This is a genomic window from Ferruginibacter sp. HRS2-29, assembly GCF_024343615.1.
Lineage (GTDB): Bacteria > Bacteroidota > Bacteroidia > Chitinophagales > Chitinophagaceae > Ferruginibacter.
In genome coordinates this window covers 79,099-98,001 of sequence record NZ_RJUB01000141.1, presented here as the reverse complement: position 1 = coordinate 98,001, position 18,903 = coordinate 79,099, and the positions used below count along the sequence as shown (strand labels likewise).

Below are 18,903 nucleotides of genomic sequence, written 5' to 3'. Positions count from 1 at the left end.
TAAATAGAATGGATAATTTATTAATGGATAATGAGATAATGGTATAATGGATAATGTTTTCAAACCGAACATCTTCCCGTCAAAGAAAGTAATCACAGCTTGAAAGAATTATCCATTATCCATTATCCATTATACCATTATCCATTATAATTATTTTTCCTTGCGTTTGAACACTTCGCCATTTGGTAAAATTTTCAACTTGGCTTTTTTATCGCCATTTTTCAATTCGATCTCATACATATCCATATCCTTATCATTTTCCTTATCGATTTCCACGATGGTATAACCCGGATATTGTGCATTGATCGTTTTATTAACGGCATCGGGCAAATTGGCATTGCCGGTTACCCTCGTAGAGGTTTTTACCCATTCACCACGGTTGTTGTACCAGGCAGTATAATCGGCACCTTCGCTGTTGAAGACAGCATAATAATACTGGTCATCCATTTTCATGTCGTCTGATTCCACAGGCTCATACTTCATCCAGGTAGTTTTGGAAGCTTTCGGATATTTTTTTGCAAAGAGCAATTCTATGGTATCAGGTACCTGCTCAGCAGTCACTTCTGTTTTTACCCCTTCCTTATTGGCGTCTTTTGCTACTACGGCTACTGGTGTCTGTTCGGGGGTGGTTGTTTCCTTTTTTGAGTCGTTGCAGGCTATCAATGACAGTCCGGAAACGCTTACGATGGTTAAAAGCTGGAATATTTTCATAATAATTGTTTACATTCCTTCATAAAAATTTTGTGCCAAAGTTTGATTTATTAAATTATTGAGGTTTGGAGCAGTGCCAATGATTCTATATCTTAGTAATAGTTAAAAGACTAAATCAATTAAAAAATGAAAAAGTTCCTGATCGCACTATCTATGCTTCTCGCTACCGCAACCGTTTCTTTTGCGCAAACAGCGACTCCTTCGAAAACCACCGAAAAAAAGGGTTTTACCACAGCACCTGCAAAATCCTCTACGACAGAATCGTCAAAATTAAAAGCAGACGGCACGCCGGACAGACGTTTTAAAGCCAATAAAAAGTTGAAGAAAGACGGGACAGCAGATATGAGGTATAACGAGAATAAACTGAAGAAGATGAAGAATTAATTCATGGTATTTGTTCGAATAGCCCGTTTAATTGTAGAGCACTCTTCGCGGAAGAAGGCTGTCTGTCTCCTGATAAGTATTATGGATCATAGCTTGGGATTTAGCAGGTTGTCCTATAAACCTCAAGCTATGATCCATAAACTATTTAGTTACCACTATATCCAATATCTTCTTCCTATCCTTACTTTCCCACCTGAACCTCACTACATAATTTTTAGCCGGGGAAGTTTTTAACTTATAAGGAATTTTCAATACATAGTTCACAATACTGTTTTCCATCGAACCGCCAACTTTCTTCAGGAGTTTGTCGGCTGTTTTTACACTGTTCAGTTTTTCATCATACACCCAGAAAGTTTCAGTACCGCTCAATACTTCATCCATGCTGGTGCCTTCTATTCCAGGGATGTCGAGGCTGATGTAAGCCATTTTTGGGTTTACCCTGATAGAAGTATCGACTGTCACGTCAGCAGTTTTTATTTTCAGCATGCTGGTAATGGCAGGGGAGCCATCGGTTGTTTTTACAAAGACCGCAAGTTTCGAAACCTGCAATGGCTCACCGGGCCGGGCAATTGTTACAGGAAACTCCAGGCGCAACTGGTTCTTACTTTTCAGATCAAAAAAGCGTACCTGGATGGTAACGGATGGTTCGCTCCTGATGATATCGCTGCGAAGCCCGACTTTTACGATCAGTTCCTTGAAAGCCGCAGCAGGAAAGCCTTTGGCTTCATTGAAGTTGAATACATTTGGTGTTTTTGAAAGTACCGCTCCACCGGAAGATAACAAGGTGACTTCTGCTCCCGCGAAAAAATTACCAGCCGCCGGCGTGAAACCAACAGGCAACTGCAGCTTGATCTCTATTTCTTTATTCAAACCTACGCGATCGCTCAGCAGGTTGGAACCATCTACGTTCACATCGATATTTTTAGCCCAGATGCCTTCATTGAAATAGCGTATACCCGTTAACGGTAGTATGCCGTTTTTTTGTGCCTGCAGGATCTGCAGAAAAGTAAAGGAAACGAAAAAAAGACAAAGGAACCTTTTAAACATAGAGATTGGTTTTTTCTAAAGATAACAAGTCAATTAAGAATTAAAAATTAAAAATTAGTCATCGACGCGATAAATAATGTGGTTGCTTATTAAATCACATTGTATATTTCTGCGAAGATCTGCGGCAAATTTATGGTTCCGATGCTACAACGTCATAGGTGATCCGCACCAGGTTATTCTGTTTCATATCGGTGCTGATCATGAAGGAACGCCTGCGCTTTCCATCGATGATCTCCAGTATGGATGTGTTCGGCGCACTGGCGCCAAGGTTATCGGCGATGAATACGATATCGTTTTCTCCCGGCAACAATTTTACTTTTAAGAACTGTGGTTTCTTTTTTACGGCAAAACCTTTCACCAGCCAGTCGCCATTGATATTGAGCGAAATGCTGTCGCCGTCTTCCAGGGCATCATCCCAGATGGCCAGTGTTACTTCATGCGATTCCGTATGCACTTCATCGAGCAGTTTGGTGTTCCTTGATAATTCATCCGGCAATTTGCCTTTCTTCATATTGCGGATCGTTACAGGCGGAGTATTTATGACCGGTTTCAACGGATAATAATAAAGCTTCGCCACGATGAACGTTGCGGAAACATTTTCAGGGTTGGCAAAATTCATGATGAATTTATCTTTTCCGATCGTTACGGTCATTTTGCCGGTATTGGGTGGAACTTTTCCGTAATTGTCCGCAAAGAAAACCAGTATGTTCATACCGGTATCCAGGGTAATATTTGCCGATGGATTTTCGCGGCTGAGATCTGTACGGTCAATGATCATTTTATTGTTCAGCAACACAAAAACGGAGTCATTGTCGATTTTATTGTTATCTGCAAAACTGAGGTGGCCCTCATTGATATTGGTGTTCAGCGTATCCATGATGCCATGGTAAGAGTCGGAAAGATAGGGCGTGAGTATGTTGATCGTCCTGCTGCTGGGCCATGGGGTGGCATTCAGTTTGGTAAGGGTGATATTGCTTTCCCGCAAAAGGTCGCGGATGCGCATCGCTGTCATCCGTGTGCTGTCCGGGAAACCCAACAGTTCAGGCATGTCCACTCCGTATCTTTTGGAAACGATGCGGTTTGCGGTCAACACCTGCGTACCCAGTTTGTTTCGGCCGATATCAAAAGTGCCATTGAGAAAGATCGTCCAGCCACCAAGGCTGAAAGGCATTTCGCTCACCGGCGCTTTATCACGCCCGATGCCCAATTGGCTGTAACCCTTCTTTACCAACAGTATCTCATAGACGCCGGAAAAATTTCCATAATTGATAGTGAGCCGGGCAGGGTAGAGCAGGTTTTTTTCGGGTGAACCCACTTCAAGCCTGATCAGTAAAGGGGTGGTATCCGCACCGTCAGGATGATGGTCCATCTGCCAGGTGCCGATAAATTTATCTTCCTGCGAAAAGCAGGTGGAAGATAAAAGCGATAGCAGTATGAAAAGAAATAGTTTACTCAATTAGTGGTTGAAGGTTGAAAGTTGAAGGTTGATGGTTGAAGGTTGAAGGTTGAAGGTTGAAGGTTGAAGGTTGAAGGTTGATGGTTTTAAGTTGATAGAAATTTCAGCAAAGAAAGACACTTTCCTATGGAAAGAACTTTCAACCTTCAACATTGAACCTTGAACCTTCAACCTTTCTGTTACTCAAAAAGCTCCAGTTTGTTCTTCGGCCTCCGTTTATCCTGCCAGATAAATCCTTTCAGATATTTCTGTTCATTCGTTACAGTTCTGAGGGGAAACAAAGTGCCATCCACATTATTCACGAACTTGATCTTGTTGAGCTGTTTATTCACAAAATAAACATCGATCACATCCCCGCTGCTGCGGTTCATTCCCACATAAGCACTGTCATCATCCTGCGGATAAAACACACTTTCGGCAGGCGAACCTTTGATCCTGATATAATCAATGTTTCCTTCTGCAAAATAGGCATTGAGTGTGCGTCCGCCGACCTGATTGTACATCGCATCATTTTCCTTACTGATCACCAGCGCATTGAAAAATACGTTCAGTCGTTTGGGCTGCCTGTTCTGTGTGTAGAGGTACATCGTATCGCCGCTCACCTGCGTTTTATCATTCCAGAAAACCGGCGCCTGGAACAAACGGAATACCGAATCCTCCGTGCTGTAATACATGCTGTCACTCACCGCCTGCAACGAGTCGTTGAAGATGCGTACATGATGGAAACCGAGAAAATAACGGATGCTGTCCATCGAAGGTTTTTGCAGCGTATCTGTTTTGGCCAGATTCGAAAGGCTGTCGGCAGGTTTTACCGGCGATACAGTCCTGAGTGTATCGTTTTTAAAAACCGACAGCGTCTGCGCAGCGCCGGCAGTGTCTTTATGAATAAGATCTACGGCTATCGTGGATTTGAGTGTGTCTTTTTTAACAGTGGTAGTTCTAGTTTTCGTATCGTATTTGCGCAGGCCGGAGAATAACGTATCCGCTGCAACATAAGTGCTGTCGCCTTTATCATAAAAGATCATCACCGGTTTGCGGGTGGCGAGAAACGAATTTTCCTTCCGGTTTACTTCCTGCCTGCCGGCAATGACGGTCACTTTATTCACCGAGTCTACGAATTTTGCATTTCCTTCCGCGACAGCGATGCCGGTTTTATCATCCGAAAAAAGATTGTCCGCCGAAATGGAAGTATGCGATTTTGCATCGTTGATACCCGTGCGGTCGAAAAATCTCGCTTCGCCTGTTTCCAGGTTATAGATCCCGTTCTTCGTATTGATGATCGTTCCTTCTTTTGTCTTGATGCGGGTAGGGGAAATGAAATGCGCTTCTTTAAGCTGTGTATTGTAAAGCAGGCTGTCTGCCACGATATCGTATTTCGGATCGGTGAGGTGCACATATTTTTTGAAATACACATCCTTGGTATCGGAATAATAAACGGCATCCGAACTGGTCAGCACCGTTTTCCCATTTACCACCCGTCCGCCACCTTTGTAAGTGGCGATGCCCGTAGAAAGATTGTATTCGAGATCGTCGGTGAACAACTGGCCTTTACCATCAGTGAGCCGCACGCTCTTTTTGAGATAAGCGATCCTGTCTTTGCCGATGTATTTGAGGTATTGGGCGTAAGTGTGCACACTGTCGGCATCGTTGATATGTACATTTCCAAAAACTTCTGCCACACCGGTGAGCTGGTTCACCACTATGCTATCGCCGTATATATAGGTATTGCCCTGCTTCACTGCCGCGTTGCCCGCCAGGGTGATGAGGGTAGTGGAATCTTTCTGAAACTGGCGCATGCTTCTGCTGCCGGGTAAGATCTCGATGAGCCGTGTAGTATCCTGCGGGGCAGGAACAGCTATGGTGCCGTTTTGGGCATAACCAGCCGATGCCGCCAAAAGCAGCATCAGTACCAATAAATGTTTTAAAAGATTTCTCAACGTGTTGTAGATATAATTGCCACAAATACACGAATAAATGTAATATCATTATTCATATTTTATTCGTGCATTCGTGGCATTTTTTTCGGTCGAAAATATAGAAGTTGTTAGTTCTTAGGTACTTTCTCAATATAATAAGGTGAATTCAATGTATCGGGTGTAGGTACAACCAACGGATCACCTTTCGCTTTTTTACCGAATACTGATATGCTCACATACCTTTTCGGGTTTGTCCGGATATCATCCAGCAACAGGTTCAGCTTGTTGCCCGTAGAAGCCAGGTTCTGGTAAAGAGTGGGGTCGTTGATGAGCTTGCCCAATGTACCATCTTTACTATCCACCGTAGCCACAATTTTCTGTAGACTATTGATCGTACTGTCCAGGCTGTTAAGTGTTCTCTGCAGATCAAGCTGCGATAGTTTTGTGGTGGTTTTATCCAGGTTGGTCATCACGCTGGTTACTTTTTCATTATTGGCTGCAAGATTACCGGTGACAGAATTCATATTCTGCAGGGTTTTAGCCAGCGCCCCGGTTTCCGCGTTCAATAATTTTTCCAGGTAAGCCGTAGAAGTGATCATCGAATTGGAGATCGTTTTCAGGTTCTCGAATGTGGAGGCTATATTACCTTTTGTACGAGGATCGATTACAGAGTTGATATTGATGATCAGGGTATCTAGGGAGCTTACGGCTTTTTGTACTTCAAATAAAACAGGGTTTACCTTTTTCAGGATATCGTTGAAAACACCCGCATTTGCTTCTGTAAAGATGGAATCCCCGCTTTGCAGAAATGCTTTGGCATCGCCCAGCCTTATTTCCACGCTGGTGGTACCGATAGGGTTGGGCTTGATCATCGCCACCGAGTTGTTGGGGATGTTGATGTCCTTTGTAATATTGAATTCCACTTTTATACGGCTGATGTCCTTATCGGTGCTGATCTTGTACACCGTACCTACCTGCAGCCCGTTGATGATGACCGGGTTGGAATTCTGCAATCCCTGTACATTTCCGTAAACCCCGTACAGGGTTGTGCTTTTGCTGAATAATTTCTTGCCTTTCAAAAAATTGAATCCAAGTATCAGTAAGGTAACCGATACTACTGCTATAGCGCCTACTTTCGTCTCATTAGAAATTTTCACCTGTTATAGTTTTGATGATGATTTGGTTCGTACCTGTCGGTAATGATTGGTATTAACCAATTTGTTAGCCAAAATTAAGTTTTAGCCAAAAAAATTGCCTAGTTGGCAGATATTTTATCGTCTTCGAGGGCTTTTTTATATTTTATGACCGCTGTGGTGATGGCTTCGGCGAGTTCCTGCTGTCCTTTTTCACTGTTGAGGTAGCGTTCATCTTCGGGATTGTTAATAAAACCCGTCTCGATCAGTATCGCCGGCATATTTGTGGCCTGTAATACCCATATACCCGTCTGCCGCTGGTTCACACCGAGTGATTCGCGACCGGTTTCGGTAATTTCGTCGTTGACCATCTTAGCCAGCTTGCTGCTTTTTTCCTGGTACCTTTTGGCATATATCTGCGCCCTGATCCTGTCTTCCGGTTTGTTAGGGTCAAAAGTGGTATAAGCCGAATCCGAACTTGTTTCAATTTCAAAATCACCTTCTTCCTTCATGATCGCTTTCAGCTTGTCGGTGGTTTTATGTGCAGCGAATATCCACACACTCGTGCCTTTCCTTGTGAGCGGGAGTTTATAATATTCATACACCGGCTCGGTCACCTGGTAAGGAGTGGAATGTTTTTTCTTCTTTTTGCCTTTGCCGGTGTAAGTGATCTTGTAACGCGTTACTTCGCGGCTACCGATCTGGCGGCGGCCGGTTTTAAGCGGACCAGAATCGGCGTGTATACAAAGGAACAGGTCGCCATGCGCATCATTGGCAATATCAGCCTTTTCGCGTGGGTTCTGATAGATATCCGTGGTACGCGTAGCCACCACATTTACGTCGGGCATCTGTTTTTTCAACTCGGCAACCAGTTTTTTTGAAATGGCAAGCGTCACATCTTTTTCTTTCGACCGCAGAGAATTCTCATATTGCCCGGTAGCGCCCACATCTGTGCCTCCGTGGCCGGCATCGACAACAATGGTCTTTAATTTTTTTGTAGTTTGCGCAAAGGAAAGATGGTGTGAGGTAATAAAAAAACTAAATAAGGATAGAACGATCAGTCTTTTTTTATTCAACATATTTGTCCGGTATTTAATGGGTTTTGTTATAATTCAATAATTAACAATCAGTTTTATTATAATGGCTATTTTTGCACTTCAACACTTATGAGCAACAGAAACAAAGGTAAGGCAAAATATAGTTTAGCTTGGCTATGCGTACTGCTGTTTATAATATTAACTTATTGTAGCACAGGATTAAATAACAGATCCGCTAATTTTCACATTAGTTTAACTGCTAATGTAACAGATAGCCCCCCGGTGAAACAATTGCCGGTCAGGGATTCACCGCCGGTAAAAAATATTCTCCCCGTGGCTCCTCCAAAGGCCGATCCTTCAAAATTGCAGTCGGATACCTCGAAATTTTCCATCACTACTGCGGGTGATACCATTTACAAAAAAAATACTGTTGACAGTTTTTCCCTTTACAGGATATCCAAAGATTCGCTCAATGGACCAGTAGTGTACCATGCCGATGATTCGATGGTGCTGGATGTGCCTACCAAAAAAATGTACCTCTACGGAAAAACATCTTCCATTAAATATACAGACAACGAATTGGGCGCCCCGGAAATCGAATACGATCAGCAGACAGGACTGGTGCGTGCACACCTGGTGAGGGATAGTACCGGCAAAGTGATTTCTTTCGTTTCCTTCAACCAGCCCGATTTTAAAGCCGTGATGGACAGTATCGTGTTTGATATGCGAACGCTGAAAGGAATTACCAAAGGAACTTATACACAGCAGGGAGAAATATTTGTTTCGGGTAAAACCATCAAAAAAGTAGGGAAGGATGTATTCTATGCCCTCGATTCCAAATTCACCACCTGTAACCTCGATACACCGCACTTTGCATTTGTCAGCCATAAGATCAAATTCATTTCCCAAAAAATGGCTTTCAGCGGGCCGGTGCATCCGGAGTTTGAAGGGGTACCTGTTCCCATCGTATTGCCATTCGGTATTTACCCGCTGGCGCAGGGGAGGCATTCGGGTTTGCTGGCACCAACATTCGCGGCCAGCGATCAATACGGTATCTCCCTCGAACGATTGGGTTATTATAAAGTGATCAGCCCCAATTGGGATGTCATCACAACCGGAACTCTATATTCTTACGGAGGATGGGCGGTGAATGTAAATCCGCGGTACTACAAGCGGTATCATTACCAGGGAAACCTTTCGCTGGATATTCAAAAAACAAAACCGCTCGATCTGCCTTCCACCCGTACAGTATTCATCAACTGGTCGCATACGATGGATACGAAAGCAAGGCCGGGCGTGACTTTCACGGCCAGTGTGCGTGCAGGTAGCTCCAAATACAACCAACTGGTGCCGAATAATGCTACGCAGAATTTCACCAACCAGATGCAGTCTTCCATCGCTTATTCCAAAACATGGAAAGACAAGCCTTATAATGTCATCATCAGTGCCAACCATAGCCAGAATACCAACAGTGGTGTCATCAACCTCAATATCCCGGATGTAGCATTCAACCTGGTGACGCTTTATCCTTTCCGCAGGAAAAATGAAGATTTTATAGGAGAATACAAATGGTATGAAAATCTTGGAGTAGGGCTTACTACCAATACCAAGAGCCAGACTTTTTTTGTAGATACGGCCAAGCGTATCGTGCAGCAGATAAAAGACAACCTGCAGTGGGGTGCCAGCCACACGGTGCCGATCACACTTTCGCTTCCGCAGATGGGGGTGTTCCAGGTATCGCCGGGTATCAGCTATTCCGAAAGATGGTACATGGAGCAAACGTTCAGGACCTGGAATGATGTGCTGGACACGACGATCACTACGCGTAAGCAGGGTTTCTATACAGCCCGTGAAATGTCGTTCAGCCTCAGCGCTACCACCCGTATCTTCGGTATGTACAGTTTCAAAAAGAGCAGTAAGGTACAGGCCATCCGCCATGAGATACGGCCTTCCTTATCGATGAGTTACAAACCCGACATGGCAAAAGCCAGTTTCTACAAAACGAGGATCAACTCACTGAATGATTCCGATTACGTTTCCAAATATGAAAGAAGCATTTACGGTGCTTACAGCCGCGGGGAGTTTGGCGGGATGAGTTTCAGTATCGACAATAATATTTCAATGAAAGTGCGCAGTAAGAAAGACACCAGCAATGGCGGGCTGAAGAAGATCACCATCATCGATGGTTTGCGCCTCGATGGTTCGTACAACTTCCTGGCAGATTCGTTCCGGTTATCGCCGCTCACGTTATCTGCCCGCAGCAACCTTTTTGAAAAAATAAATCTTACAGCCGGTGCTACGTTCGATCCTTACCAGCGAAACGTTAACGGAAAGAGATTGGATAAACTGGTGTGGGCAAACAGGCCGTTATCGCTTGGTACACTTACTTCGGGAAGTGTGTCTTTGCAAAGCGGTTTCAAAGGGGGCGATAAATCAAAACAGACCAGTTCCGAACTCACCGATCAGAATACGCTACAGCAAAATGCAGGAGCCATCGGTATGCCGCTCAACGATTACGAACAGGAAGCGGCCTATATCCGCAACAATCCGGGTGAGTTCGTGGATTTCAGCATTCCGTGGAGCGTAGACTTTTCGTATTCATTACGTTTCGGCAGAAATTATATCGAAAGCAGCAACAAATCAACCGTCGATTTCAACCAGGACGTCACTTTCAACGGCTCGATCAACCTTACGCCAAAGTGGAAACTGGGGATGAACGGGTCTTTCAACATCACTCAAAAGCAACTGGGATTGCTCAGCATGTATCTCTCGAGGGAAATGCATTGCTGGCAGATGACCATCAACGTTTCCCGCTCCGACAGGCAGCGTTATTTTACCATCAACATCAGTCCAAAATCGCCCATGCTACGCGATCTGAAAGTGAACAGGACGAGGTATTTCATTGGGAACTAAAAGCTGACAACAGACTACGGACGACGGACAACAGGCCACAAACGATGGATCATTTATTTACAGCTAAGCGTTTCACTTCGATAAACTGTGTACGGTCGTCTGTCGTCATTTTGTATACTCATTCAGCATTACATGATACACTTTTTCCTTCAGCGCTTTCGCATCCAGTCCTTCAGGGGATACCGGCGGGAGAAAATCCATGCTCAGCCGGGTGGGCAAAAGATAAAATGATTGGTGTATCGGCATCGCTTTGGAAGTGCCTTTTATCACACAGGGTAATACCTTTTTTTGTGCATCTACAGAAAGTTTGAAGGCGCCATCGTAAAATTGTTTCAGCGGCTGATCCGTGCGGTTGCGGGTACCTTCCGGGTAAATACACATGTGCATTCCCATTCTCAGTACCTGCTTCATGGCTTCATAACTTTTTACCCTGCTTTGTTCACTTTTTCGATCGACCAGCACCGAACCTTTTGTGTAAAACAATCCGAACAGCGGTACTTTGGCGAACGATTTCTTGGCGATTGTCTTATTGGCGCCCGGTACATATGGTGCAGATAAAGGCACATCCAGCAATGCATTGTGATTGAACACTACCACATAATTTTCGCCCGGGGCGAAATTTTCCCTGCCGGAGATCTTCACCGGGCAGGCGATCAGCCGCAACCACACGTTCATCCAGATCCTTGATACATAGATGAAGTACCGCTGGCTTTTCAGCGGGTCTTTGATGAGGTAGGCTATCATCGAAGGAATAAATATCAACAGGAAAGTGCTGATAAAACTGATGATGCCCCAGAGTGCCCAGATGCGGGCGAAAATATTTCTCATATCTGTGATGTATGATCTATGATGTATGATCTATAAAGCATGTTCTAAAGATCATACATCATAGATCATACATCATAGATATTTAGGGTGTTAATAATTTCCAATCTATCGGTGCCAGTCCGTCTTTCATCAGCAATTCATTCGTTTTTGAAAAATGTTTCGATCCGAAGAAGCCTTTGTCGGCAGAAAAAGGAGAGGGGTGGGCTGCTTTCAGCACATGATGTTTTGTTTCGTCAATCAATGCCTGTTTTTCCTGGGCAAATTTTCCCCAGAGAAGAAATACCACATTTTCTTTTTTGTCGGAAATGGTCTGTATCACCGCATCGGTAAATTCGGCCCAGCCGTATTTGGCATGACTGAAAGGTTCGCCGGCTCTCACTGTCAGCGCAGCATTCAGCAGTAATACACCCTGTTGCGCCCATGAAGTAAGATTGCCGTAGCCCACCGGCATGTCAATACCGATATCTTTTTGTATCTCCTTGAAAATATTCACCAGCGATGGTGGTGGCTTGATGCCATTTTGCACAGAAAAGCTCAGGCCATGCGCCTGGTTGGGCCCGTGATAAGGATCCTGGCCGAGGATCACCACTTTCACTTTATCGAAAGGGGTTTGATTGAATGCATTAAATATGAGCGGCCCCGGTGGATAGATCGTTTTCTGTAAAGCCTTTTCCGTTTTCAGGAAAGTGACGATCTGTTGGAAATATGGCTTGCTGAATTCATCTTTCAAAACTTCTTTCCACGAGGGATGAATCTGAACGTCCATGCTGCTGTTGTTGATGATATAGATTGCAATATACAATTTTGGAACCACAGATATAAAACCACAGAGGAGTGGAGAGCACAGGGTTACACAGAGGCTAAGCATCGTTGTATTCACCTCGGTGTTATTCTGTGCTGCCTGTTTCTTTGTGGTTCAGATTTTTGTGTATATTGTCATGCTCAAAACTATCGCATGTCTTCTACAAAAATATTCAGCATTCTCAGCCTTGTCTTTTTCATTACCATAACGACAAACGCTCAGACGCCTTCTGCCTTACAAAATATTTACGGCAGAAATTCCATCTCCCTCAACGGCCGCTGGAACTACATCATAGATCCCTACGAAACCGGTTTTTATGATTACCGCCGGCAACCTTTCGATCAGTCAGCTTCCGGTAAAGGCGGTTATTACGACAACAGGAAACAGGTGAACAAAAGCGAGCTCATCGAGTACGATTTCGATCTTTCACCAACAATGAAGATCCCCGGCGACTGGAACTCACAGGCTGAAAGGCTGCAGCTCTATGAAGGCACTGTCTGGCTTCGGCGCAAATTTGTTGCTGCGCCAAAAGAAGGGAAAAAATACTTCCTTTATTTCGGGGCGGTCAATTATGAAGCGCAGGTTTATTTAAATGGTAAAAAGCTCGGCACACACAAAGGCGGTTTTACGCCGTTTCAATTTGAAGTGACCGGGCAGTTGAAACAAGGTGATAATGTGGTAGTGGTGAAAGCCGACAATACCCGCCATGCGGATGAGATACCAACGGTGAACACAGACTGGTGGAATTATGGCGGTATCACCCGCGATGTACTGTTGGTGGAATTGCCTTCAACTTACATAGCAGATTATAAGCTGCAGTTGGCAAAATCAACCCCTGGCAGCATTCAGGGGTATGTACAGCTATCTGCTGCCGGAAAACAAACGGTGACGGTACAGATAGCAGAAGCAGGTATTGCAAAAACGATCACGACAGACACATCAGGCAGGGCGTTAATAAATTTTCCTGTAAAAAAATTGCAGTACTGGTCGCCGGAAGATCCGAAGTTGTACGATGTGCGTATCACCGGTGCGGGTGACAGCATTTCAGACAGGATCGGTTTTCGTTCTATCGATACCAAAGGGCAGGATATACTGCTGAATGGCAAACCGGTTTTCTTAAGGGGCATCTCGATGCACGATGAAAATCCGCTGATCCCCGGCCGCCTCCGTGGTGAAGCCGATATGCGCATGCTGTTGCAATGGGCAAAAGAACTGGGTTGTAATTACGTGCGCCTGGCGCATTATCCGCACAGCGAACAAATGCTGAAACTGGCCGATGAAATGGGGCTGCTGGTTTGGGCCGAAGTGCCGGTGTACTGGACCATTTCATGGCAAAATCCCGCCACTTACCTCAACGCTCAACAACAGCTGACGGATCTTGTTACGAGAGATAAAAACCGGGCAAGCGTGATCGTGTGGTCGGTTGGAAACGAAACGCCCATCAGTGAACCACGAAATATTTTTATGGGTAAACTGGTGGCGCATGCCCGCTCACTCGATGATACCAGGCTCGTGGCAGCAGCGCTGGAAGTGCATCGCAAGGATAATATCATCGTGATAGAAGATCCGCTGGGCGACCAGATCGACCTGGTGAGTTTCAACGAATATGCGGGCTGGTATTTCAGCGACACCAAAGGGATGCTGGATTACAGGTTCGATGTGAAATTCAACAAACCGGTCATCATCACCGAATTTGGTGCGGATGCATTGGGCGGTTTTCATGCCGATGATGCCACCAGGTGGAGCGAAGAGTTTCAGGAGTTGCTGTACCAGAATCAATTCAAAATGCTGAGTGCGATTCCCGGCCTTCGCGGAATGACGCCATGGATACTGGTCGATTTTCGTTCGCCACGCCGTCCGCATCCTGTGTACCAGGATTTCTGGAACAGGAAAGGATTGATATCGGAAACAGGGAAGAAGAAGAAGGCGTTTTTTACGTTGAAGAATTATTATGATAGAATAAAAACTAAGTATTAAAAATTACGAATTACGAATTACGAATTACGAATTATGTTTTTTACATACCTCGTTTAGTGTCTTGGTGAAATGCTATCTTCAGTTAGCTGTTAAATTATCTCACATGAAAATAAAATTTTTAATTTTTGCTGTCAGCTCCATTTTATTCTGCAGTTCATTCATTTTTCGACTGGCCGCTCACAAAGCGGAATGGCTGGTTGGTACCTGGGTGAATCACCGGCACAACGGCGATATATACGAAAGCTGGATCAAGATCAATGATAACGAATTAGCAGGTAAAAGTTATAAGATAAAGGCAGGGGATACTGTTGTATTGGAAAAAGTGCAGCTGCTGCAGAAAGAAAATATTCTCTTTTTTATCCCTGTTGTTACAGGGCAAAATGACGGAAAGCCTGTAAGTTTCGAAGAAATTCAAGGCCAAGCCGGCGAACTTTTATTTGAAAATAAGGAACACGATTTTCCCCAGCGCATTTCTTACCGGTTGGTAAGGCCTGATTCTCTCGTGGCTGAAATTTCTGGAACCAGGGATGGGAAAACTTCTGTACAGACTTTTCCTATGAAGCGTGTACGCTAGACCGTTAGTTAAAGAATGGGGTCACTTTTTTACTGTCTGTCGGAACGCCCCCAGACCGGGATATCTTGTTTGGGCAAAATCAGGCGAAAACAGGGATGGTTTTGGAGGGGGAAAGAGAGTGCTGGCAGTGATTTATGGTAGGTGCTGATACAAAAAAACACTTACCCGGATGGTATAAGCGTCTGTTGAAAATACATTCATTTTTGTGACCCGGATTGGATTCGAACCAAAACACTATAACGCTTAAAATCAAATCTTTACCAGACAGTATTTTCCTATGTAACCGATTGTGTAACCGAACTAATTCATTTGATCCATTTTGAACTAAAACAAGGACTAAAGTGCATATGAAGATACAAAATAAGATGTTCTGTAGCGAGTATATCAAAATATTTATAGAATCAACTATACCCCTTCTAAAATACAGCAGAAAGTCAGATTACTCGCAGCCAGGTATCATGTTAGCATTGGTTTTGGAGTGTAAAGATCTTTCACGGGCAAAAACCATCTATTAAGAATACTTAGGCATTACTTGAATGTATTTAAATGTGTTATGAGTATTCCAAAAAGTTCAAGTCGTCCATTTTCTTGTTGTGTGTTAACTCTTATTGGTATAAACACCATAGTATTTATACGATTATCCTTGACGTTTTTGAATGGTAAAAAAAAATAATAAGTATAGGTTTTGTTGGATTGTAGAAAAATTGAGATATAGGGAAAATACGCAATTATCTTAGTGCTCTTCCATGTATTGAAAATACTATCTAAGTTTACTTAAAGCCACCCTTAAACTAACAAAACTAACGCATGAGCCACCTTAAGCTCATTTTTTTAACCCTCCTTATGAGTATGTTGAGCCATCAGGTGTTGGCTCAGAGAGATAGTGCTGTGATCAAAAACCAGATCAAAAAACTTATCCCTTCTTTTTCGCTCAAAGGTCAGACCCCCAAAGCAGAGCTGGTCACGTTCAATGGTGGAATTATCACCTATAACTGGAATTATCGCACCAACATAGATACACCTGTTGTAGAAAAAAATATTCAGCAACACTCGGCCACCGGCCACCTCAACTTTGGTATTGCGGGTATACCCTTCAGGGTGAGCTATCTTTTGCGCAGGAGCAATTCGCAATATTTTCGGGATATCAACGATGTGCAGGTGGTGTACGATGCATCGATGTACAGGAATGCCATGCAGCAGGAACTGCGCAAAAAGTTACTGGCACAAACGAAGCACTTAACGGATAATTTGCTCGAACTGCAGTATAAATTCAGCCTCGAAGATTTTAATAATAAATCGAATTTGCTGAATAATCCTATTACACTTCAGCGATTATTTGAAAGCAAAGAGATTTTAAACATCCCCACTCCCGATAGTCTTGCCGATAGCCTGGGTGCCAGGGTTATTGCCGGCCTGAAGCAGCAGGCAGATAGTTTCCTGCATCATTACGATTACCTGAAAAACGAACTGGACAGTGTGAAGTCTCAGAAAGAACAGGTAGAAAGGAAGTACCATGCAATGAAAGACAACATTGCCCGGTACAAAAATTTTATCAACGGCGATCACAGGATGTTGAGCACAAAGGCGCTTAAAGATTCCCTGAGGCAATATGGCAACATTGATGTGAAGCCCCCGTTTGCCTGGTCATTTCTCAACAACGTGCGCAACTTTAGCCTTGGTCGCACACAGCTGAATTACTCCGAACTTACCGGCAAAAATGTAAGTATCACGGGCATCAATGCAGAATATAATTCGTGGTACTACCTGGCTATAGCCGCGGGAACTGTCGATTATCGTTTTCGGGATTTTGTGATCAACCGGTTTAATAAAACTCCCCAGTACATGTATATGTTACGTGCCGGTGTAGGCCGTGTAGAAAAAAATCATATTATCCTCACAGCGTATGGAGGACGCAAACAGTTGTTTGCCTCCTCGCTCAGTGGCCCTGGCAGCAACTCGATCAATATCACAGGATTTGCTGCTGAAGTAAAATACCTGCTGGCTTCCAATGTGTGGGTGCAGGCGGAAGTGGCGCAATCTCTATCACCCGACTACAGGCTCAACCCGGCCACCAAACAAAAGTTCAGCATTACCGATAATTCCAACAAGGCATTGGCGGTAAAGATATTTGCGGCCTATCCAAAAACAAATACCCGGTTTGAAGGATCGTACAAATATGCCGGGGCAAACTTTCAATCGTTCAGCAGTTTTCAAACAAATTCCACCATCCGTGCCTGGAATGTAAAACTGGATCAGCATTTATTTCACCGGCACCTGAAACTGACCGCGGCATTAAAAACAAACGAATTTTCTAATCCTTATATATTGCAAAACTATAAGGCGAATACCACTTTCAAAAGTTTGCAGGCCACTTATCGTTCGCGAAAATTACCTATGATAAGTGTTGGGTATGTGCCCGTTTCGCAGCTTACACTGATTGATAATATGCTTGCCGAAAGCAGGTTTTACAGCTTCAATGGAACTATCAGCCATAGTTACAAATTAGCGAGGGCAATGGCCAGCACCACATTTACCTATAATAAATTTTACAACAACGATTCGGATACCTCCTTTGCTTATTACAATTCTAAAAATTATTATATCAACCAGGTACTCGATTTTAAAAACATGCTCATGAGCTGGTCAGTGTCTTACAGTGGCAGCACCCGCTACGATCTTACCACGTTGAACGGCTTTGTGAGTTTTGCGGTCGGCCGGGGAAGCAGGCTGGGAGCTGGTTTTAAAGTAAACAACTTTAACAATACAGAGTATAAAACCGGGCCTTACGGCAGTTATCAGTTCGATCTTAAACAGGTAGGCACTTTTAATATCGTGATAGAGCAAGGTTACCTGCCGGCCAATAACCAGCGCTTTTTGCGCAACGATATGATGAATGTAAGTTTTACAAGGCGGTTGCTGTAAAGCAAAAGCGGTGTCGCCGGGAGTGGGATCAACGGGCCCGGGCGGTCCGCAATAAAAATAGTTGGTACTCCATTGAATTTGAAAAATATGTACGCATGAAAAAAATTTTGTTAACGGGTCTGCTGCTTTGGTATAGCTTTTCTGTAGAAGCACAGGTATTGATCAACCTACAGATACCACAGGCCGGCCTTAACCTGAAAAGCCAGTTGTGGAATATGATGCTGGTAAACACAGCCACTACTTCTGCCGAAGTGAGGCTCGATATGGTGTTGATCGACGCGGGCACCGGTCAGTCAATACTCTCCGGGTCGAGCAGGCAATTTACCCTTGTGCCCGGTACTACCCAATTGCTGGCAAACCAGATCATACCCATTCAATACAACCTGTTGTCTCCGGGGTATGGAATAGATGTAAACCCGGATGGCTTCCTGCCGGTAGGGCTATACAACGTATGCTTCACCTTGCTCAAACGCAATGGCGAAGTGCTCGACAAACTGGCGGAAGATTGCGAACTGGTAGAAGTAGAGCCAGCCACTCCTCCTTTTTTAACCACCCCCGAAGATGAAGCGCAGATAGAAGAAGTGAGGCCATATTTCACCTGGGTGCCCCCTTCTCCTCTTTTTTTATTCAACAATCTTACTTACAGGCTCACGCTGGTAGAAGTATTGTCCACACAAAACCCCGCGGAGGCAGTACAGGATAATTTTCCTGTATTTACCCAGTCTTTTATCAACGGCCCATCACAGCAGTATCCATTTTCAATAGCGGCACTGGATACGGGTAAATTATATGCCTGGCAAGTAAAAGCGTTAAGCAACAACAACGCGGTTAGTAACAGCGAGGTTTTTTCCTTCCGCGTGGTAAGCCCGGGTACATCCGCTCCCGGCAGCAGGCTGTATGTGAAGCTGAGGAACGAAGATGAAATGCCTTTCACCATTTGTACCGGGGTATTGCAGTACGAGTTTGTGAATAATGAAAATTTCGCCGCCATCGAAATGGAGCTCCTGGATATTACCACAAAACTCATTCAAAAAGTTAGCCTGGAAAATAACCGGCAACCTGTTTCCTACGGGCAGAATTTTTTAAAGCTTGATCTCAGGGAGATCGCCGCTGTAAAAAACAATCATTTGTACCAGTTAAAAGTTCATGGTTCAAATGGTGCCATCAAAGCGGTAAAGTTCCTGTACAAAACATCCAACTAAG

Annotated in this window: 14 protein-coding genes; 6 read left to right on the top strand and 8 right to left on the bottom strand. The window is 44.1% G+C overall.

All coding sequences use genetic code 11. The features are described 5' to 3' along the window. Positions 1–150: 150 nt before the first annotated feature. A complete protein-coding gene (locus tag EGI32_RS15690; protein ID WP_255156301.1) occupies positions 151–711 on the bottom strand; it encodes a PepSY-like domain-containing protein in 561 nt (186 codons plus the stop codon). Positions 712–837: 126 nt separating this feature from the next. Between EGI32_RS15690 and EGI32_RS15685 the strand changes: the two genes are divergently transcribed. Continuing rightward, complete coding sequence (locus EGI32_RS15685; RefSeq protein ID WP_255156300.1) at positions 838–1,095, top strand: hypothetical protein; 258 nt, start codon at positions 838–840, stop codon at positions 1,093–1,095. Positions 1,096–1,236: 141 nt separating this feature from the next. Here EGI32_RS15685 and EGI32_RS15680 read toward each other — a convergent pair whose 3' ends face one another. The 5 genes from EGI32_RS15680 to EGI32_RS15660 form a co-directional block, all read right to left on the bottom strand. Further along, entirely contained in the window at positions 1,237–2,142 is a 906-nt protein-coding gene (locus EGI32_RS15680; protein ID WP_255156299.1) for a hypothetical protein, read from the bottom strand. Positions 2,143–2,272: 130 nt separating this feature from the next. Continuing rightward, a complete protein-coding gene (locus tag EGI32_RS15675) occupies positions 2,273–3,598 on the bottom strand; it encodes a hypothetical protein (RefSeq protein ID WP_255156298.1) in 1,326 nt (441 codons plus the stop codon). A gap of 179 nt (positions 3,599–3,777) precedes the next feature. Beyond that, entirely contained in the window at positions 3,778–5,535 is a 1,758-nt protein-coding gene (locus EGI32_RS15670) for an OstA-like protein (RefSeq protein WP_255156297.1), read from the bottom strand. Between the two features lie 107 nt (positions 5,536–5,642). Continuing rightward, positions 5,643–6,671, bottom strand: a complete 1,029-nt coding sequence (locus EGI32_RS15665) for an MlaD family protein (RefSeq protein ID WP_255156296.1) — start codon at positions 6,669–6,671, stop codon at positions 5,643–5,645. Between the two features lie 98 nt (positions 6,672–6,769). Next, positions 6,770–7,726 (bottom strand): N-acetylmuramoyl-L-alanine amidase, encoded by a 957-nt coding sequence (locus EGI32_RS15660; protein WP_255156295.1) that lies wholly within the window; start codon positions 7,724–7,726, stop codon positions 6,770–6,772. A gap of 291 nt (positions 7,727–8,017) precedes the next feature. Here EGI32_RS15660 and EGI32_RS15655 point away from each other — a divergent pair, with 291 nt between their 5' ends. Beyond that, positions 8,018–10,597: a putative LPS assembly protein LptD gene (locus EGI32_RS15655; protein WP_255156294.1), complete on the top strand. Its 2,580-nt coding sequence runs from the start codon at positions 8,018–8,020 to the stop codon at positions 10,595–10,597. A gap of 105 nt (positions 10,598–10,702) precedes the next feature. Here EGI32_RS15655 and EGI32_RS15650 read toward each other — a convergent pair whose 3' ends face one another. Together EGI32_RS15650 and ung are read right to left on the bottom strand one after the other, a co-directional pair. Further along, the gene (locus EGI32_RS15650) at positions 10,703–11,425 is read right to left on the bottom strand and encodes a 1-acyl-sn-glycerol-3-phosphate acyltransferase (protein ID WP_255156293.1); all 723 of its coding nucleotides are present in this window, start codon (positions 11,423–11,425) and stop codon (positions 10,703–10,705) included. A gap of 82 nt (positions 11,426–11,507) precedes the next feature. After that, entirely contained in the window at positions 11,508–12,191 is a 684-nt protein-coding gene (gene ung, locus EGI32_RS15645; protein WP_255156292.1) for a uracil-DNA glycosylase, read from the bottom strand. A 189-nt stretch (positions 12,192–12,380) separates the two neighbouring features. Here ung and EGI32_RS15640 point away from each other — a divergent pair, with 189 nt between their 5' ends. From EGI32_RS15640 to EGI32_RS15625, 4 genes are all read left to right on the top strand, one after another. Next, a complete protein-coding gene (locus EGI32_RS15640; RefSeq protein ID WP_255156291.1) occupies positions 12,381–14,204 on the top strand; it encodes a glycoside hydrolase family 2 TIM barrel-domain containing protein in 1,824 nt (607 codons plus the stop codon). Between the two features lie 103 nt (positions 14,205–14,307). Continuing rightward, the gene (locus tag EGI32_RS15635) at positions 14,308–14,778 is read left to right on the top strand and encodes a DUF6265 family protein (RefSeq protein ID WP_255156290.1); all 471 of its coding nucleotides are present in this window, start codon (positions 14,308–14,310) and stop codon (positions 14,776–14,778) included. An 807-nt stretch (positions 14,779–15,585) separates the two neighbouring features. Beyond that, entirely contained in the window at positions 15,586–17,700 is a 2,115-nt protein-coding gene (locus EGI32_RS15630) for a hypothetical protein (RefSeq protein ID WP_255156289.1), read from the top strand. Between the two features lie 95 nt (positions 17,701–17,795). Continuing rightward, on the top strand, positions 17,796–18,902 hold the full coding sequence (locus tag EGI32_RS15625; RefSeq protein WP_255156288.1) for a hypothetical protein: 1,107 nt from the start codon (positions 17,796–17,798) through the stop codon (positions 18,900–18,902). Position 18,903: the final 1 nt, after the last annotated feature.